24 protein-coding genes and 1 pseudogene are annotated in these 16,665 nt (G+C 64.2%); 15 read left to right on the top strand and 10 right to left on the bottom strand.

Going from position 1 to position 16,665, the window contains the following annotated elements:
• Positions 1 to 193 precede the first annotated feature (193 nt).
• Positions 194 to 577, bottom strand: coding sequence for a VOC family protein (locus M9890_07880; GenBank protein MCO5176869.1), 384 nt, complete (start codon positions 575 to 577; stop codon positions 194 to 196).
• A gap of 164 nt (positions 578 to 741) precedes the next feature.
• On the opposite strand from M9890_07880, the gene M9890_07875 reads away from it, so the two are divergent.
• Genes M9890_07875 through M9890_07860 form a run of 4 tightly spaced genes read left to right on the top strand, consistent with a single transcriptional unit; the run spans position 742 to position 2,552 of the window.
• A complete protein-coding gene (locus tag M9890_07875; GenBank protein ID MCO5176868.1) occupies positions 742 to 1,362 on the top strand; it encodes a TetR/AcrR family transcriptional regulator in 621 nt (206 codons plus the stop codon).
• Positions 1,359 to 2,117 carry a hypothetical protein gene (locus M9890_07870; protein ID MCO5176867.1) on the top strand — a complete coding sequence of 253 codons (759 nt, stop codon included), beginning with the start codon at positions 1,359 to 1,361 and terminating at the stop codon, positions 2,115 to 2,117. The genes M9890_07875 and M9890_07870 overlap by 4 nt, the downstream gene beginning before the upstream one ends.
• A 35-nt stretch (positions 2,118 to 2,152) precedes the next feature.
• Positions 2,153 to 2,350, top strand: a complete 198-nt coding sequence (locus M9890_07865) for a hypothetical protein (protein ID MCO5176866.1) — start codon at positions 2,153 to 2,155, stop codon at positions 2,348 to 2,350.
• Positions 2,351 to 2,369: 19 nt separating this feature from the next.
• Entirely contained in the window at positions 2,370 to 2,552 is a 183-nt protein-coding gene (locus M9890_07860) for a DUF6069 family protein (GenBank protein ID MCO5176865.1), read from the top strand.
• Here M9890_07860 and M9890_07855 read toward each other — a convergent pair.
• From M9890_07855 to M9890_07840, 4 genes and pseudogenes are all read right to left on the bottom strand, one after another.
• The gene (locus M9890_07855; protein ID MCO5176864.1) at positions 2,506 to 2,913 is read right to left on the bottom strand and encodes a hypothetical protein; all 408 of its coding nucleotides are present in this window, start codon (positions 2,911 to 2,913) and stop codon (positions 2,506 to 2,508) included. The two genes, M9890_07860 and M9890_07855, sit on opposite strands and share 47 nt — an antisense overlap.
• Positions 2,855 to 3,181, bottom strand: coding sequence for a hypothetical protein (locus M9890_07850; protein MCO5176863.1), 327 nt, complete (start codon positions 3,179 to 3,181; stop codon positions 2,855 to 2,857). The genes M9890_07855 and M9890_07850 overlap by 59 nt, the downstream gene beginning before the upstream one ends.
• Complete coding sequence (locus M9890_07845) at positions 3,178 to 3,357, bottom strand: hypothetical protein (GenBank protein MCO5176862.1); 180 nt, start codon at positions 3,355 to 3,357, stop codon at positions 3,178 to 3,180. Before M9890_07845 ends, M9890_07850 begins: the two co-directional genes overlap by 4 nt.
• Positions 3,357 to 4,137, bottom strand: a pseudogene (locus M9890_07840) (beta-lactamase family protein). Before M9890_07840 ends, M9890_07845 begins: the two are co-directional and overlap by 1 nt.
• 193 nt (positions 4,138 to 4,330) lie before the next feature.
• On the opposite strand from M9890_07840, the gene M9890_07835 reads away from it, so the two are divergent.
• From M9890_07835 to M9890_07815, 5 genes are all read left to right on the top strand, one after another.
• Positions 4,331 to 4,783, top strand: a complete 453-nt coding sequence (locus tag M9890_07835; protein MCO5176861.1) for a hypothetical protein — start codon at positions 4,331 to 4,333, stop codon at positions 4,781 to 4,783.
• Positions 4,784 to 4,999: 216 nt separating this feature from the next.
• Positions 5,000 to 5,212, top strand: coding sequence for a hypothetical protein (locus tag M9890_07830; GenBank protein ID MCO5176860.1), 213 nt, complete (start codon positions 5,000 to 5,002; stop codon positions 5,210 to 5,212).
• A 95-nt stretch (positions 5,213 to 5,307) separates the two neighbouring features.
• Positions 5,308 to 5,544 carry a hypothetical protein gene (locus tag M9890_07825; GenBank protein ID MCO5176859.1) on the top strand — a complete coding sequence of 79 codons (237 nt, stop codon included), beginning with the start codon at positions 5,308 to 5,310 and terminating at the stop codon, positions 5,542 to 5,544.
• Between the two features lie 96 nt (positions 5,545 to 5,640).
• Positions 5,641 to 6,750 (top strand): gamma-glutamyltransferase, encoded by a 1,110-nt coding sequence (locus tag M9890_07820; GenBank protein ID MCO5176858.1) that lies wholly within the window; start codon positions 5,641 to 5,643, stop codon positions 6,748 to 6,750.
• The gene (locus tag M9890_07815; protein ID MCO5176857.1) at positions 6,675 to 7,082 is read left to right on the top strand and encodes a gamma-glutamyltransferase family protein; all 408 of its coding nucleotides are present in this window, start codon (positions 6,675 to 6,677) and stop codon (positions 7,080 to 7,082) included. Before M9890_07820 ends, M9890_07815 begins: the two co-directional genes overlap by 76 nt.
• Positions 7,083 to 7,486: 404 nt before the next feature.
• Here M9890_07815 and M9890_07810 read toward each other — a convergent pair whose 3' ends face one another.
• From M9890_07810 to M9890_07800, 3 genes are all read right to left on the bottom strand, one after another.
• On the bottom strand, positions 7,487 to 7,714 hold the full coding sequence (locus M9890_07810; GenBank protein ID MCO5176856.1) for a hypothetical protein: 228 nt from the start codon (positions 7,712 to 7,714) through the stop codon (positions 7,487 to 7,489).
• A 463-nt stretch (positions 7,715 to 8,177) separates the two neighbouring features.
• Positions 8,178 to 8,882, bottom strand: a complete 705-nt coding sequence (locus M9890_07805) for a hypothetical protein (protein MCO5176855.1) — start codon at positions 8,880 to 8,882, stop codon at positions 8,178 to 8,180.
• A 1,240-nt stretch (positions 8,883 to 10,122) separates the two neighbouring features.
• Positions 10,123 to 10,623 carry a PxKF domain-containing protein gene (locus M9890_07800; protein MCO5176854.1) on the bottom strand — a complete coding sequence of 167 codons (501 nt, stop codon included), beginning with the start codon at positions 10,621 to 10,623 and terminating at the stop codon, positions 10,123 to 10,125.
• A 145-nt stretch (positions 10,624 to 10,768) separates the two neighbouring features.
• On the opposite strand from M9890_07800, the gene M9890_07795 reads away from it, so the two are divergent.
• Entirely contained in the window at positions 10,769 to 10,972 is a 204-nt protein-coding gene (locus M9890_07795) for a hypothetical protein (protein ID MCO5176853.1), read from the top strand.
• 1,140 nt (positions 10,973 to 12,112) lie between these two features.
• Here the strand turns inward: M9890_07795 and M9890_07790 are convergent.
• The gene (locus M9890_07790; protein MCO5176852.1) at positions 12,113 to 12,313 is read right to left on the bottom strand and encodes a hypothetical protein; all 201 of its coding nucleotides are present in this window, start codon (positions 12,311 to 12,313) and stop codon (positions 12,113 to 12,115) included.
• 636 nt (positions 12,314 to 12,949) lie between these two features.
• Here M9890_07790 and M9890_07785 point away from each other — a divergent pair.
• The 5 genes from M9890_07785 to M9890_07765 all read left to right on the top strand — a co-directional run bounded on the left by M9890_07785 (position 12,950) and on the right by M9890_07765 (position 15,799).
• Entirely contained in the window at positions 12,950 to 13,366 is a 417-nt protein-coding gene (locus M9890_07785; protein ID MCO5176851.1) for a hypothetical protein, read from the top strand.
• A gap of 60 nt (positions 13,367 to 13,426) precedes the next feature.
• Positions 13,427 to 13,633: a hypothetical protein gene (locus M9890_07780; protein ID MCO5176850.1), complete on the top strand. Its 207-nt coding sequence runs from the start codon at positions 13,427 to 13,429 to the stop codon at positions 13,631 to 13,633.
• A gap of 84 nt (positions 13,634 to 13,717) precedes the next feature.
• The gene (locus M9890_07775) at positions 13,718 to 13,927 is read left to right on the top strand and encodes an ATP-binding protein (protein MCO5176849.1); all 210 of its coding nucleotides are present in this window, start codon (positions 13,718 to 13,720) and stop codon (positions 13,925 to 13,927) included.
• Positions 13,928 to 14,222: 295 nt separating this feature from the next.
• Entirely contained in the window at positions 14,223 to 14,831 is a 609-nt protein-coding gene (locus tag M9890_07770; protein ID MCO5176848.1) for a hypothetical protein, read from the top strand.
• Between the two features lie 326 nt (positions 14,832 to 15,157).
• Positions 15,158 to 15,799 (top strand): hypothetical protein, encoded by a 642-nt coding sequence (locus M9890_07765; GenBank protein MCO5176847.1) that lies wholly within the window; start codon positions 15,158 to 15,160, stop codon positions 15,797 to 15,799.
• 83 nt (positions 15,800 to 15,882) lie between these two features.
• On the opposite strand, the gene M9890_07760 is transcribed toward M9890_07765, so the two are convergent.
• Positions 15,883 to 16,614 carry a phenylalanine--tRNA ligase beta subunit-related protein gene (locus M9890_07760; protein ID MCO5176846.1) on the bottom strand — a complete coding sequence of 244 codons (732 nt, stop codon included), beginning with the start codon at positions 16,612 to 16,614 and terminating at the stop codon, positions 15,883 to 15,885.
• Positions 16,615 to 16,665 lie beyond the last annotated feature (51 nt).

Genomic DNA, 16,665 nt, shown 5'->3' with positions numbered 1-16,665 from the left:
TCTCTATATACGTAAGGAAGACAGCACCCGGACGTGAAATGGGTACCGGCGCACGACAATGCTGCGCCGGTTTCCGCGTGGTTGCGGGCGGATTGCTACCCATGCCGACGCGGGAACGCGCTGTTCTGACGACATTCTCATGATGTGCCGCAGATCGCTCGATCAGCGACGACGCCCTTCGAGAGGGGATGGTCTAGGAAGCGACCTCCCAGACATGCCCGGCCGGATCGCGGAAGCAGGCGGTGCGGATGCCCCACGGTCGATCCATCGGGCCGTTGATCAATGCGACGCCGCGACGCACGAGGTCGGCGCACACAGCATCGACATCCTCAACCGTGATGGTGAGCTGAATGCGTGAGCCACCGGCAGCGGTTGCAACCAGTGCCGGGCCGATGAGTCCCTCCGCTTCAGAATTGGCCAGCAGATTGACGATCAGGTCGCCGAATTTGAACGCGGCGGAAACACTGTCCTCGAACATCAACGGCTGCTCGAATATCTCCTGGTAGAACCGCTTCGTCGCTTCGATGTCCTCAACGAACAACGTTATCGCCGTTACACCGGTCGCCCATCCTGCCATGCGCTGCTCCTGTTCAGCCGGATACGGAGGTTCATTCTCATAGGTAGTCGAGCAGTATAGACACGAATCGACACAGGGAGTTTCTGCGTGTCCAATCTCGCAACTCCGGCGCAGGTCGCGACCTGCGAGATTGACTGGTTGCTCATGTGTGCTAGTATTTGCTTATGCGAGCAACACCACGTCGACAGCGATCACGAACACAACCGAGCCTGACCGAGCAAGCGCGGCGAGCGCAGATCGTCGCCGCAGCGATTGAGACGATCGTTGAGCTGGGCTATCCGCGCGCGTCGTTCGCCCAGATCGCGAAGCGAGCGGGCTTGAGCAGCACCGGCCTGATCTCTTATCACTTCACCAGCAAGAAGGATCTGGACTGGGCGGTTGTCACCGAGGTCTACGCGCGTCTTGAGGCGCACATGACAATCGCGATGTCCGATGTCAGCGGCCCACAGGCAGCGCTGGTCGCGTACATCGAGGGACTCATCGACTTCATGCGCCGCGATCCGAACGCGCTGCGGGCCATGGTCGGCGTCGTCATGCACGGCGGCGTGAGCTATGACGCCGGTTCCGAGATTGCAGCCACTGAGGGCATCAGCGCCATTCTGGAATGGGGGCAGCGCGAGGGTGTCTTTCGCGCATTCAACGTCCACGTCATGGCGACAACGATTCAACGCTCGCTCGATGGCATACCGCTGGCGCAATCGGTCGATGAGCATCTGGACCTCGACCAGTATGCGCGTGAGCTGGTCATGCTCTTCACACTGGCAACACAAGCACAACGGATATGAGTAATGAGGTGGACATCCTGATGACATCGCCGCCCACCACCGAACAGCCGAATACCGAGCGAGAGAGACGTGGGCCAATACGTCGCCACCTCGGGCTGCTCTGGATCGCGTTCGACATCGTCGTGCCGACCGCCCTGCTCTACGTCATGCTCTGGCGTGGATCAAGCCTGTACGCGGCGCTGCTCGTGTCGGCGGGGCTGTCTGCGATGACGGCGCTCATCTCGCATCTGCGTGGCGGTGGGCGTCAGAGCTTCGCGCCGCAAATGCTGGCGATGGCGCTCGTCGGGTTCGGCCTCGCGCTAATCACCGGCAGCGACCGCTTCCTGCTCGCCAAGGAGAGCGTGCTGACGTCGATAGCGGCCTTCTGGTTCTTCAGGAGTCTCTGGCAGGAACGTCCACTGACTTACCGACTGACTCGACCGTTGATGGAAGGGCGCTCCGGCCACCCGAACCTGCCGTGGGAGCAGCTCTGGGAGCAGGAGCCACGCTTCCGCCACATCTGGCGCGTTTCGACCGTGATGTGGACGGTGGCGCTGCTGATCGACGCGGCGTTGCGGGTGGTTATGGCCTACACGCTACCGGTGCATAGTGTGCCGGCGCTTCAGACCGGACTGATGCTCGTCACCGTCCTCGTCATGCAGGTGGTGACCAACGGCTACTACATGCTGGCCGGGCTGTGGCCGATCGTGCATGATGCGCCCGGCGCGCGGCAGTACCGCCCTACCTTTGAGACCGTCAGCGACGGCTCGCGCTAGAGCATTCCCACATATGCCAACTGGAAGGACCCACTATGCAATCGATCCAGCAACTGCCGGTGCGCCAGCAACGCTCGATGGCTATCGCCGTCGCCATCATCGTGAACTTCGTCATCCTGATGATTGCTCGTGTTGTGAACGGCGGCTATCCAGTCGCAACCGTGAGTGGCGACGATCATCGGCATCGTCTCAACAATCGTCGTGTCACCGCCATCGTCGGCTTGCTCGCCTAAAGATGCCGGAGCTACTGGAGTGGAGGTCGGTCGAGCAGCGGCCGGTCATCGCGGTGACGCTTTTCCCGTCTCGTTGCTCGGACCGATCAGTAGCGCGGTTGATACGTCGTCGAAGCTGGCGCTGATTTACCTGCACATCGGCGCGGCGGCGACGATCATCCCGCTGATGGGCCGGACCGCCAGCCGCTGCCTCCAGGCATAGCTCCTAGCGCCGGTCGAAGCGATAGCGAATGCGCTCGTTGAAGAGCTGCAGACCGGCGACCTGGCCGTAGCCATCGCGCGTTACGGCCAGAGTTGTTCCCGTAGCCATCAACGGCGAAGAAGTCCGGCGCGAGTGGGCGCAGCGTGCGCGGTCCGTTCTTGCGCTCGCCGACCGCCAAACCGCCGTCCTTCAGCGACACGCGGTACGTCGCGCCGATCTCGGGGCAGTCGTAGCTGCCAACGAGAGCAGCAAGCTCCTCAAGCGTCGGCTCGTGTGATTCCAGCCGGGCGTAGACGCGGGTGTCACCGTTGCGGTCGATCTCGTGCAGCTCCAGCGCATCGTCCGGTCCGACGAAGCGCACCGAATGGCGGGTCGTCGGCGCGAAAGCGTCGCTGGCCGATAGGCGTCAGGTCGAGATCGTCGCCGAAGCCGGAAGGCATGACGAGCTTGCCATCGCGATAGAAGACCTCGCGGATCTGGCGCGCCGGTGTCATATGGTAGATGCCGGCCAGCGGCTCCAGATCCTCGGACGCAACGTCCACCGTTGGCGCATCGGCCAGGTCGTCGGCGCCCAGCGCGTCGGGGATGACGACGTCGGCGATTCGCAGCGCCAGCTTGCCGGGCTTCATCGAGCTGAGATTGTGAGATGATTGACGCTTGAGTCGGCGTCCGGGAACCAGGTTACCTGCGCCCGGTATTGAACGCTACCGCTGCCCCGGATCGTGCGCTGGCCGCGGTAGGAGCTGAGGAAGAGGCCGAAGCCGTAGTGGGTTGGGGAGCCGCTGTTGAGCATCCCGCTCGCCATCACCTGATCCATGATCGATCCGGCGACCTCGCGGGTCTGATAGTTCGCGACCAAGATCCTCGACGGTCGTGAACAGGCAGATTGCGCCGACCTTCGACGGTTGAGTTGGCGACCTTGAAGCCTTCATCCGTACCGCGCGAGGCATAGGCGCTGGTGCGGCGGGCGACGATCGCGCTGTGGTCATCGTGGATGTGGCTGCTGGTCATGCCGACCGGGTCGAGCAGTCGCTCCTTCACAAACGAGCTGAACGACTGGCCGCTGACGCGCTCGATGATGAGGGCCAGCAGCGTGTAGCTCGTGTTGCAGTAGCGATATTCATCGCCGGGCGTGAAGTTCAGGCGCTCGTGGCGATAGGCGAAATCGAGCACATCGTCGAACGTCTGCGTGTCGTCGTCGCGCCAGCCGGCCAGCCGGAAGAGCCCGTACTGATCGCGCAGGCCGCTTGTGTGATGGATGCACTGCTCGATTGTGAAGGCCTCGCCGAGGTCGGGCAGCTCCGGCACGTACTTGCGCACCCGTCGTCCAGCGAGCTTGCCCTCATCGGCCAGCAGGCCGGATGGCGAACGCCGTGAACTGCTTCGACACCGAGGCGACATGAAAGACTGAATCCGGCGTAATCGGGATGGCGTGGTCGAGGTTCGCCATACCGTAGCCGCGCTGGTGGATCACCTTGCCACCGCGCAGCACGGCGACCGCAGCTCCGGGGCTATCCGGCTTGTCCCACTCGGCGAACAGCTCATCATCGCGTGGACTCAGCACCGTGTCAGTTACGTCTGCCATCGTGTCTCGTCGTTCCCTTCACTACGCTCGCTCGTTTGGCACCGAGGCGCAGTATCGCCGCAACCGACGCATCGTGGTCGTGGCAGGCCCGGCGGCGCATTGACACGGCGCTCAGGAAGCGTCGCTACAATCCCGATCATTATAGTCGGATTTAGCAGTGGGGCGGCTGAGAACCGCGACGAAGGGGACAATGATGCGAGAGACGCGGGTGGGTTCAGGCTGGGGAGTATCCATTGCCGAACCGGCCGGGCGCAGCCCGTCGAGCCGCCGGGTTATCGCCGTCGCGCCGGTGCTGTCGTTGCTGGCGGCATGCGGCGGGGATGGCGACGAGCCGACCAGCACACCGGCTGCATCAGGCGGCGAGCCAGCCACCGAAGCGCCGAGCAACACGCCGGAAGCCGTCGCATCGCCAACTGACTCATCAGAACCGGAAGCGACGGAGGCGCCGACCCCAGCTGGCGCGGGCGACGGCGACCGAGCCGTCCTCGACCGGTGGCACATTCCCGGCCACAGTGACGCACAAGTACGGCACGACAACGGTCGAGAGCGAGCCGACACGCATTGTGACGCTGGGCTACAACGACCAGGATCAGGTCTTGGCCTTCGGCGTGACGCCGGTCGCCTCACGCTACTGGTACGGCGATGAGACGAACGTCATCTTCCCCTGGGCGGAGGCATCCCTGACCGGCCCCGCGCCAGCGGTGCTGAAAATGCCGGAGCTGGACTTCGAGCTGATCGCGACCTACTCGCCAGACCTGATCATCGCGATCTACTCTGGCATCACCGAGGAGGAGTACGCGACGCTCTCGCAGATCGCGCCGACTGTTGCGCAACTCGGCGATTACATCGAATACGGCATGCCGTGGGAGGCGCTCATGGCGCGGCGCTCGGGCAGCCGGAGCGCGCTGAGGAGATCATCTCCGAGATCGATGACCTGTTCACGACCTATCGAGCGGAGAACCCGATCTTCGAGGAATCGACGGTCGCGGTCGCGGCGATGCGCGAGGACGGCAGCAACTTCGCCCTGTTCAACGTTGAGGACGGTCGGGCACGGATCATCACCGGCTGGGCCTGACGATCCCGGAGAGCATCATTGATGTCCTCGACCCGAATACGTTCTTCACCAACTTCAGCAACGAGCAACTGAACATTCTGAACAGCGTCGATGTCGTGACCTGGCTGCAGGTTCCCTTCGCTGGTGGCCGCGACGCGATCGAGAAGAATCCGTTGTATGCGCGCCTGCGGGTTGCGACCGAGGGTCGCCATGTGTTCGTCGAAGGGGATGTTGACAACGCGATCGCGTTCAACAGCCCGCTGAGCATCGCCTTTACATTGGAGGCGATCGTCCCGCATCTGGTTGCGGCGCTTGATGGCGACCCAACGACGAACGAGCCGCCGATGGCATAGCCCAACATCTTGCCCGATACCTCACGATCGGTGATCATCCGGCCATGGACGACAACGTGGCCGGATTTCATTGCGCTGCATGGGGAGGAGCCGAGCATGGGTGGGATGGTCGTCGCGCCGCAGATACCGGCGGTCGAATCGGGGGTCGGCGTTCTGCGCTCCGGTGGGAATGCCATCGACGCAGCCGTGACCGCGGCGTTTGTGCAGATGGTCGTCGATCCGCAGATGTGCGGGATCGGCGGCTTCGGGCGCGACGGTCCGCACGCCGATGGCACCGAAATCTGCATCGACTTCAACGGCACAGCCGGATCGAAGGCGACGCCCGCGATGTGGCAGGACATCGTTATCGAGCAGGACTGGACCGGCTACGGCTATCACCTCAAAGGGCAGGTCAACGACATTGGCTACGGCTCGATCATGACGCCCGGCACGGTGGCCGGGATGGCCGAGCTGCTGGAGCGCTTCGGCACGATCACCTGGCAGGACGCGTTGCGCGACGCGATCCGTATCTCCGACGAGGGCTACGTCGTCACGCCCGAGCTCTGGCGGTTGTGGAATACGCCGGGCTATGGTCTGCACATCGCGTTCGGCGAGCGCATTCGCGCGACCGAGGCGTCACGCGCGATCTACACGAAGGCGGACGGCTCCGGCTACATGGCTCCAGGCGAGCGGCTGATGAACCCGGATCACACACGCACGCTCCAGCGTCTGGCCGAGGGTGGGCCGCGCGAGTTCTACGAGGGCGCACTAGCGCGCGAGCTGGCTGCCGACCTGACCGATAATGGCTCGTACGTCACGGCTGAAGACCTGGCGAACTACACGGTCCACGTCTCGGAGCCGATCCGGATCAGCTATCGCGGCCAGACCGTCCTGACGAACCCACCGGCCGGCGGCGGTATCTGCATGGCCGAGACGCTGAAGATCGTCGAGCATGAAGACATCGCAGCGCTGGGCCTGAACAGCGTCGAGTACATCGACCTCGTTGGCCACGCGATGAAGGCGGCCTACGCCGACTGGTACGGTCACGTCGCCGACCCGCGGCGCTTCCACGATGTGCCGGCTATATGCTGCTGTCGGACGAACGGGCCGGCGAGTGGTACGCCAGGATCAAGGCTGGCGAGCAGTTCAGCGTGCCGCGCTACCCGGAAGCGCCGACGACGACGAACGTCACCGTCGTTGATGACGCCGGCAACGCGATCGCGCTGACGCACTCGCTCGGCGCGAGCAGCGGCGTCGTCTCCCCGGGCTACGGCTTCACCTGGAACAACATCATGAACGCGGCGAACCTGCAGCCGGGCTACCGAACTCGATCGCGCCAGGAAGTCGCGCATCACCGGCATGTGCCCGACGATCGTCCTGCGCGACGGCGAGCTGGTACTCGGCGCTCGGCGCGCCGGGCGGCACGCGGATCATCACCGGCGGCGGTGCTGCTGAATGTGCTCGACCACGCCCGTCGCCGGTCGAGGCAGTTTCAGCGCCGCGCTTCGATTGCCAGGGCGATCTGCTGGATTGCGAGTCGCGTATCCCGACCTGGGTGAAGAGCGAGCTTGCCGAACGTGGCTTCCAGCTCGTCCCGAACCCGGCACCGTACGGCAACTTCGCGCTCGTTCAGGCCGTGACGCGATCCGGCGACCGGCACGCTACGCGGTGGCGCGGATCCGCGCTCCGGCGGCGCGGCGATGGGATTCTGACACCTGAGCGTTGCCGGATAGATGACGGCACGAGCAGCTCGACCGCCGTCGTTCTGTGTGGAGGTCCTGGCCATGACCGTTACTGGGGCGATCATCGTCAGGAGAGCAACGCTTCCTCTTAGAGGAAGTGGTAGGTGATGTCGTGGGAGGTGCCGTCCGTCAGGGTGACGCGGAGCACCTGCAGGTTCCAGCCACGCGCGGGATGTCTTCCATTGGAAGATGAAGGTGTTTGCACCTTGCTGTAACTCGCCCTACGACCCACCGGGCAGGGCGATCGTCGGCTCCGTCCCTGGGGCAGCATTACAGGCGATCGATGTGATGCTCTCCACTGCATCCAGACCAACACCACCATTGATGACGAACACGACGGTCAGCGGGGGACCGGCCAGCAGCTTTCTCGGTCCGCGCCGAGAATCCGTTGCGGGGACAAAATCCTTCCGCTGGTCGTAGTGAACCGTGTAGGTTGCTGAGACGGGCAAACTGGAATTACCGGCGTTGTCGATTGCTCCAGCGTAGATAACAACGACCGACCGTACCGCCAGTTATGGGAGCTCTGCAGCGGTCGCCACGCCTGACGGGTCGATGGTGAGGCAGCCGAGCGACGGCATGCTGTCGCCGACCGTATACACCGCACCATCAGTGAAGCCGGTCACCATGACGAAGGGCTTCGTCGCATCGCGCTTGATCGTGACGGACTGGCTGGCGGTACCACCCGCGCTGGTCGCTTCACAGGTGAGGGTCGTACCAGTAGTGCTTTCGGTGATGATCGTACGTCACAACCAGCCGAGGCGCTGATGGCCGACTGCCGTCAACGACACTCCAGGAGACGGTCACGTCGCTGGTGTACCAGCCGTTGCTGCCGAGGGTACCGTTCACCGTCGGGGTAATGGTTGGCGTTGCGGGAGTCAGTCACGGCGTAGGTAACGGAGGACGAACCACTGTTCAGCGCGTCCACAGCACCGTTGGGTTATGTCGCTGGCTACGGTGCCCAGCGGTCCCCCACTTCGTGAGAGCATTGCGCTGGACGCACCAGATGTTGCATCCGCTGTGATGCAACTCCGCATCCGGAACGGCACCAAACGAATAGGTCGCGCCATCGGTCACGCCAGTGACTGTCACGAGCGGCGCGGTTGCATCGCGCTTGATTGTGACCGATTCTCTGCTGGTACCACCGAGGCTGGTCGCTTCGCAGGTGTGAGCGTCGCGCCGGTGGTGTCGGTCGATCGTCGCAGTATCACAGCCGGATGAGTCGGAGATGCCCGTTTGGTCGTCCACAACACTCCAGCTGACGGTGACATCGCTGGTGTACCAGCCGTTGCTGCCGAGTGTACCGTCGATGGTCGGGGCGATGACGGGCAGCGTGCTGTCGGGAGACTCGAATGCGCCGATGTCGCAGCCGGCGTCCTTCGGTCGCGCGACGCCGCGCTGATCGGTCATGAGGGTCGTGCCGCAGCCGAGCGTGCCGAGCGGGATGCGATCGAGCGCCGGGCTGCCGGGAAGCAGGGCGTGGGTCTGGGTAAGACCGCCATTGTCAGCCAGTGGGCCGAGCAGCAGCGGGTCGGTTGTCACCACACTGGTCTCGGCGCTGACGCAGGTCGCGTCGCTGGACAGGTTGTAGCCACCGTCGATGATTTGGTCATCAGCCATACAGGACGATCCACCTTATCGTGCGAGATCAAAGCCGCTAATGGTCACCTTACCGCCTGGGGCTATGCTACTTCCGCCATATGGTGCCGTGTTACCCCAGAAGGTACTGGCGACGATCAGGCTGTCGCCCTCATTACTCGTTGCCCACGCCATGACTGCGCCAGCAAGCGAGCCTGCCTTATTCGCGCTGAAAGTGCTGTTGACAATGACCAGCGGTTCGTCCGCAGAGATCGCACCGCCATCGTTGGTCACATGGTTATTCGCAAATGTGCTGTTGCCATTCCGGTGATCGTGGTGCTGATGGTGTTGGCCGCAGCACCACCAGCTACGGCGGTATTCCCGATGAACTCAGTCGTAACTTCATCGTTGTACGGTACGTATAGATAGCACCACCGTCACCGTAGCCACCGGGCGTTCCTGGTGCAGCGACGGCACGGTTCTCGATAAAGCTGCAGTCGCTGACAGTCAAACGACCGCTGAAACGCGTAAATGGCACCGCCACTACCAGCCTGATTGTCGATGTGAAGGTGCTGTTCGTGATGGTGAGAGGCCCCGAGCCATTCAACACGTGACGCCACCTGTATTGATGCCGTATTGGCACTGAAGGTGCTGTTGGCGATGCTGAGCGTGCCAGTGCTGTAAATACCGCCACCGCTATAGGCCTTTGTTGTCACTGATGGAGCTATGCAAAATTGTGAGCTTGCCTGCGACGAGGATTCCGGCCACCAAGACCAGTAGCAGTGTAGCCGTCGCTGACGTCAGCTTGTCAAGTAAAGTCGCGGTGACAGCCGGTGGTATCGCGATGATCTGCGTAGTGTTTCCACCGCTGATCGTCAGCATGTCTGCGCCCAATCCCTGGATCGTGATGTTGCCACTGATTATCAGCACACTCGTGAGGGGACGATCGTGCAGGGGCAATTGTTCAGGGCGAAGGTAATCGTGTGGTCACCCGACAACCCTGATGATCTGGTACAGCCTGACGCAGCGACCCGGGGCCGCTATCGTCCGTGTTCATGGTGAAGCTCGCCGCCCGCTCACCGCAGGGACGAGCGTGACGAGCAGGCCGGCCAGCAGGAAGGCGCTCAGGAGCAAGCGCACGAACGAGCGGGATGAGTAAACTGCGACAGGCCTCGCCATATCCATATCCCTTTCAATCACCATTTACCGGCGTATGTCGTTCCGCAGCAGGGCGCTGGGTGACGAACAGAACCCCGCTGCGGGCGGTTGTATGCCGCGTTGCTTACTTGAAGTTGAATATCGCTTCGTGAGACGTGCCATCCGCCAGGGTGACGGTCAGCACGCGGCAGGTGCGCGCCCACGAGCGTGGCGTCGTCCAGATGAACAGGTACTGGTCGCTGCGTCCCAGACTGACCACACCGATGTTGAACAGCGACCCGGCGCTGAACCCGCCGACACCCGGTGCGTTACTGCAACTGCGTGAGGTGATGCTGGTGATGGCATCACGACCCTGATTGCCGTCGATGGTGAACATGACCGGCACCGGCAGCAGCGCGATCCAGGTGTTCTCCCTGGGCTGGTTCTTGACGACGCCCTTGAAGCCGCCCCAGGCGTAGTGGATGGCGTAGCTGATCGACGCCGAGGCGGTGTTGCCGGCGTTGTCGGTGGCACCCGAGCAGGTCACGGTGATCTCACCGACTGTGCCACCGCTGGTCGTCGCGGTTGCCTCTGACGCGACGTTCGAGGTGGCATCGGTCGTCGTGCAGCCAACGGCTGGGATCACCGCCGAGGTGTGACCGCAATCGTCGGTGATGCCGGTGACACTGACGATGGGTGCGTGGCATCACGCTGGATGGTGACAGACTGGCTGGCGGCACACCGGCGGCCGGTGCCCTCGCAGGTCAGCGTCGTGCCAGCGGTGTTCGGTGATGATCGCGTCACAACCAGCCGAGGCGCTGATGGCCGACTTCGCACGTCACCATACCCAGGAGACGGTCACGTCGCTGGTGTACCAGCCGTTGCCGCCCTGGGTGCCGGTTCACGTCGGGCGGATGACCGGGGCAGTCGGCGAGCGCCTCGAACGTGCACTGATGTCGCAGGCCGTCCCCAGTGGTCGCTCGACGCCGCGCTGATCAGTCGTCAGGGTGGTGCCGGTACGAGGGTGCCGACCGGGATACGGCGTCGAGCGCCGGGCTATTCGAAGCGAGCGTGGGTCTGCGTGGAGCCGCCAATGGCCAGTGCTCGAGCAGCGGGTCGGCGTTTGCCAGGCTGGTGTCGGCGCTGACGCAAGTCGCGTCGCTGGACAGGTTGTAGCCGCTATCGAGATCTGGCGCGACGATGATGTACCTGGGTCGTTGATCCAGCAGGATGATCCATCTTGATCGGCAAAGATCGAACCGGCAATCGTCATGGGGCTGAAGGTGGCTGCGTTGTTTCCCTTGTCAGGCCGCCGAATTCCTGCTGAAGGTACTGTTGGCAACAACATTGTCAGCCGCTGAGCCAAAATGGTACGAACCGATCCCTCCACCTGTCTTTGCGGAATTGCCGCTAAACGTGCTGTTGATGATGTTGAGAGGTTTTGACGCGTATATTGCACCGCCGGTATCCGTTGTGATGGTTCCGATCAAACGTGCCGCTGCTGATCATACTGATGGTCGAGTCACCTTCAGTGTAGATAGCACCACCCATCCAGCCCGTGTTTTCAACGAACTCGCTGTCAGCGATCTCTATCGATGCTGCGTACGTCGAAGATCGCGCCTCCATAGCCGCCACTGTCGGCAGGTTTTTCGATGAAGTCGTTCTGCAATCACAGATCGCCGCCGAACATGGCGATGCCGCCACTCCTGCAGCTTCATACTCACCCGCGTCGTTATTGGAGAACGAGCGCCGATGACGGTGAGGTCAGTCAGCGTAGACGCCGCCGCCGGTGTCGATCAACGCCTCTGCTATTGGTGAAGATGCTGTCAACGATCGTCGCCGAGCCGGTGCCCATGCTCGACTCCCTCCGGCGAGAGAGGTTTCAGATTGTACCACCGTCGTGCTCGATGCGCAGCACTGAATCGGCAGAATGGACTGCGGCACCGATATCCGGAAGTGTTCGAGAATGTGCTGTTCGTGATGGCGACAGTGCTCGACGAGGCGTTGATTGCGCCGCCCCATCCGCCCCAAACGTTGACGTAGCCGTTGCCGGTGAAGACACTGTTGGTGATGGTGAGCGCGTGCTCGAAGCAACGTGGATACTGCCGCCTTCTCGGCACTGCCATCGCTGATCGTCAAGGCCGTCGAGCGTGGCGGCTGTCCTTCACCAGGAACACCGTGCATTCCCCACCGCTGATCGTCAGCAGGTCCGCGCCCGGTCCCTGGATGATGACGTTGCTATCGATGACCAATTGACTGGTGACGGTGATCGTGCCGGTCAACCCATCCTCGAACGAGATCGTATCGTCGCCAACCGCCGCCTTCGCGTCAGCCAAGGCCTGACGTAGTGAGCCGTTCCGGACTCATTGAGGTTCGTCACCGTGAAGCTCGCTGCCCGGCTCACCGCCGGGACGAGCGTGACGAGCAGGCCGGCCAGCAGCAGCGCGCTGGATCAGCACTCGCAATCGCGCCTGAATCGTCGTGGGGATCGTTTGCCGTTCCATCTCCCTGCACCTTCCGTCGTTGCTGCCGGTGTCTTACGCCGGCCCGGCATCGTTCTCCAGGACGGCGCATCCGCGCATCTGATGCGGTACGCCTTCGTCCGCTGCATCCGGCGTGGTGAGGCGGCAGATAGGCGGCAAGATGCTCGATCGCCGCAAACCCCTGACGCTCGCCACCATCGGCGGGACGCAAGGCCGCTTTCGCCACGGCCTGTCTGCCTGCTCCTGCCAGAGCGTGAGCAGAAACGCATGGCGCTGGGGTCGCGCCGCCGCTGATCTCCCGAATGTCGATTTCGTCCGTTCATGCTCCCAGCATGACCGGCGACTGCATCCGCCAGGCGACCGGAGTGCGACTGGGACGCAAAAGTGGTGTCAGTTCATTCAGATTGCTTGAGCACGGTCGTGTCGTGATATGGTGAGCGCACTTGCTTGCATATTCGCTATGTTGCTACCGCGTTCTGGGAGTCCCCTGTGGGGTACGACATCTGCTGCCTGGGCACGTTCCAGGTGCGCCACAACGGCGCACCCACGTCGGCCGTGCGTGGCGTCAAGGTTCAGGCGCTGCTGGCCTATCTGGCCGTTGAGTCGGATCGCCCCCACAGTCGCAGCCTGTTGGCCGGGCTGCTCTGGCCGGAGCTGCCAGAGGCCGACGCGCTGCGCAACCTGACGCAGTCGCTCGTTCGGGTGCGAGCCGGATTTGCGGACGGCACGGACCCGGTGCTGGCGGATCGCACATCGATGCAGTGGAGCGCCGATGTTGCAACGGTCGATGTCGGCGAGTTCGCCCGGTTGGCCGGTAGCGCAGATCTCGCCGATCTGGAACGCGCCGCCGCCCTCTATCAGGCCGAGCTGCTGGCGGGCTTCGGCCTGCCGCTGCGAGGCGTTTGAGCACTTCGCTGCTGCTCAAGCGCGAGACACCGCGGGCGAGCAGCACCGAGCGTCCTGCAAGTGCAGACCGTCACCGAGCGCTACCTCGCTGCCGGACGCGCCGCTGAAGCGGTCGCCGCTGCCGGTCGGCAACTGGCGCTCGATCCGTGGCGCGAAGCAGCCTACCGCCAGCTCATGTGCGCGCATGCGCTGAACGGGGATCGCGCTGCCGCATTGGCTGCCTACGCTCGGGTCACGTGCCGACGTTGCGCAACGATCTGGGCGTGACGCCCGACAGCGAGACGGCGCAGCTGGCCGAGCGCATCCGGGTCGGTGCTGTCGCGCTGCGCGTCGCCCGGCGGCGCGGAGAGCATGCGACATCACACGCACAATCTGCCGGCCACGCTCGCGCCACCGGTCGGACGCGAGGAGGAGCTGGCGAGGCTGCTCGGTCTGCCGGATAGCTCATCGCGGCTGGCGACGATCGTCGGCGCTGGCGGGGTCGGCAAGACCCGGCTGGCACCGGAAGGTGCCCGGGCGATGCAATCCCGCTACCGATGGCGTCTCGGTGGGTTCCTCTAGCCGGTGTTCAGCCCGCGCAGACTCCGGCCCTGCAGGTCGCAACCGTTGCCGGGGCCATTGCCGCAGCGCTCGACCTGATCATGGATGGCCAACGGGCCCCGCTGGAGGCACTGGCCGGCGTGGACACGAACGATGCTGCTGATCCTCGACAACTGCGAGCATTTGCCGGAGGCTGGCACCATCGCGCGGGTGCTGTTACGCGCCGCTCCGGATTTACGAATCCTGGCGACGTCGCGCGAGCCGCTGGGTATCAGCGGCGAAGCGCTGCTACGCCTGGGCGGCCTCTCCGTCCCGAATGCAGCAATCCAGCGATCCGGCCAGCCATGCCGGCGTGCGCCTCTTTCTGGACCACGCGGGACGACGGATGCCGGGCTGGGGGCGGAACGCGCAGGATCTGAACGGTGCGATCCGGCTCTGCGGATTGCTCGACGGCCTGCCGCTGGGCATCGAGCTGGCGGCGCACTGGGTCGATCACTACAGCACGGACGAGATTGCCGCAGCGTTGCAGTCCGACCTCGACTCGCTGGCGGCACGCACGCGCGACATGCCGGATCGCCATCGCAGTCTGCGGGCAGTATTCGAGCATTCCTGGCGGTTGCTCAGCGAGGAAGAGCAGCGGGCGCTGATGCGTCTGGTAGTGTTCCAGGGCAGCTTCGACCGGTGCCGGTTGCGCAGGACGTCGCGCTGCCACACGCGCCGGTACTGGTCCGACTGGTCGATCGGTCGCTGCTGGGGCAGAGCGGTGGAACAGGCCGCTATGCCATGCACGAGCTGCTGCGCCACTTCGCAGCCGAACGTCTGGCGAGCGATCCGGGAGGCGGCGGCGCCAGCTCGGCGACACGCCGAGTACTACATCGCGCTGGCGGAGCAGTCGGCCATCGAGCTCTACGGGCGAGCCAGCTGATCCTGGCGCCTTGGAAAGCGAGCACGATAACCTGCGGGCGGCGCTGGCCTGGGCGCGCGAGCAGCCGAATGGAGACGCGGAGATCCGGCTGGCCGGTGCGCTCGCGCTTCTGGCTCCTGCGCGGCTACATCGGCGAGGGGCGCGAGCGGGTGAGCGCGCGCTCGCCCGTCCCGACCTCGAGCGTGCGCCGCTCTCCGTCCGGGCGCTGCTCTATCGGGCCAGCGGCATGCTCTGGAACGCACAGGGCGATCGGAAGCACGGCGATCGGTTCTTCGAGCAGAGCGTCGCGCTCTACCAGGGCCGCGGCGACAGCCGCCAGCCGGGGAGTGGAAGCTCGCTGGATCCTGCTGGCCGGCATTGCCTACGACTACGGGGGAGTTCTCGCGCGCGATCGAGATCTGGAGCGCTGCGTTCGGCTGGCGCGGCAGATCGAGTACCCGGAGGCTTTGTCCCGAGCGCTGGGCAATCTGGGAGCTGCCTGGTACTACCTCGGCGATCTCGAGCGCACGGCCGCAGCGGAGATGGAGGCGCTGACGGTCGCAGAGAACGCAGGGATGACCAACTCAGTCGGCCCGCTCTATTCGAACCTCGGCAACGTGTCGAACCGGCAAGGCGAAACAGAGCGCGCGACGGCGTACCTCAGGGAAGCGCTCACGCTCAACCTGGCGATGAACGATCCGCGCCAGATCGCGGTGGCGCTGGAACGCTTCGCCGCCGTTGCCGTTACCGAGCAACGGATGGAGCGCGCCGCGCGCCTGCTTGGCGCGGCCAACCGGATACGGACACGCCTCGGAGCCATCGCTGCAACAGCCGAGAGCGTTGAAGCCGAGCAGACGGCCAGCGCCGGCCGTCTGGCACTTGGCCAAGCGACGTGGGACAGGGTATTCACTGAGGGCGCTGCTCTCAGCCTCGAAGATACCGTTGCATACGCACGCGACGATGACTGCGGATCGAGCCGACCGGGCTAGAGCGGTCGGCTCGCGCGCCCAGCGCCCGTCAACGCGCGGCGGATGGCGTCGCGACCGGTCTCCACTCCGGGTACCCTGCGCTTTCAGGCCGAGCTGGAATTGGCAGCGATCAGGCGCTGAGCAACGACGACATCAGGGCCGATGCGGCTGAGATCGGCGATGAGATCATCAGCGGCAGCCTGCAGCGCCTCATTCGTCAGCGGATCGAGCGCATCGAGGATGAAGATCGCGGTGGTCGTCGAGTCGTGCAGCTGGGTGCGACGGGCCTGCCGCCAGTTCCAGCGTCGACAGGTCACGCCGGCATCGTCGCACCAGACAACCTCGCCGGGTTCGGGCAATTCGACAACCTCCTCGCCGCTGGCTGTCGTGTGGAACGGCTCGTTGCCGACCGCGCGGTTCAGGCGCGGCGGGCCGACGTAGCGCTGCAGGTCCTCACCACCCAGCGGAATCTGGTGTTGTACCGAGATGGCGTTGTAGATGTCCGTCAGTCGATTGATGCGTGGCAGACCGGCGGCAACGCGACGCAATAGCGCCTCAAGGCTGTTGCGGGTGCGCTGCGGCTTCGCGCCGAACGCGCGGTAGGCATCGCGCCAGGCGGCGACGTGCGGCAGCTGATCGGGCGGCGCATCGCCGAGGGCCTCGAGCGCTACGGCTTCCGCCTGCCGCAACAGCGTATCGCTCGTCTCATCACTCGCGCCGGGCGTCAGGCCATCGACGGCCAGCAGTATGACGCGATAGTCGGGGCGTAGCGCAAACACGGCATCGTCAACCGAAGCGCCAGCGAGAAACTCTTGTAGCGTCGTCGGACCAGTCATGCACATCCTCTCCTCGGGGCCATCTCCACGCTCGAATCATAAATCGCGCGG

The organism is Thermomicrobiales bacterium, assembly GCA_023954495.1.
Classification (GTDB): Bacteria; Chloroflexota; Chloroflexia; order Thermomicrobiales; family CFX8; genus JAMLIA01.
Note: the sequence above shows the minus strand (reverse complement) of the source record. Positions and strands in the feature narration are given on the sequence as shown.

Coding starts and splice junctions, on each gene's coding strand:
- M9890_07880 (MCO5176869.1), bottom strand. CDS start 577: ATGGCAGGATGGGCGACCGGTGTAACGGCGATAACGTTGTTCGTTGAG.
- M9890_07820 (MCO5176858.1), top strand. CDS start 5,641: ATGGGTGGGATGGTCGTCGCGCCGCAGATACCGGCGGTCGAATCGGGG.
- M9890_07850 (MCO5176863.1), bottom strand. CDS start 3,181: ATGAAGCCCGGCAAGCTGGCGCTGCGAATCGCCGACGTCGTCATCCCC.
- M9890_07795 (MCO5176853.1), top strand. CDS start 10,769: ATGATCGCGTCACAACCAGCCGAGGCGCTGATGGCCGACTTCGCACGT.
- M9890_07845 (MCO5176862.1), bottom strand. CDS start 3,357: ATGGCGAGCGGGATGCTCAACAGCGGCTCCCCAACCCACTACGGCTTC.
- M9890_07775 (MCO5176849.1), top strand. CDS start 13,718: ATGCGACATCACACGCACAATCTGCCGGCCACGCTCGCGCCACCGGTC.
- M9890_07865 (MCO5176866.1), top strand. CDS start 2,153: ATGCAATCGATCCAGCAACTGCCGGTGCGCCAGCAACGCTCGATGGCT.
- M9890_07805 (MCO5176855.1), bottom strand. CDS start 8,882: ATGGCTGATGACCAAATCATCGACGGTGGCTACAACCTGTCCAGCGAC.
- M9890_07875 (MCO5176868.1), top strand. CDS start 742: ATGCGAGCAACACCACGTCGACAGCGATCACGAACACAACCGAGCCTG.
- M9890_07870 (MCO5176867.1), top strand. CDS start 1,359: ATGAGTAATGAGGTGGACATCCTGATGACATCGCCGCCCACCACCGAA.
- M9890_07770 (MCO5176848.1), top strand. CDS start 14,223: ATGCAGCAATCCAGCGATCCGGCCAGCCATGCCGGCGTGCGCCTCTTT.
- M9890_07760 (MCO5176846.1), bottom strand. CDS start 16,614: ATGACTGGTCCGACGACGCTACAAGAGTTTCTCGCTGGCGCTTCGGTT.
- M9890_07835 (MCO5176861.1), top strand. CDS start 4,331: ATGCGAGAGACGCGGGTGGGTTCAGGCTGGGGAGTATCCATTGCCGAA.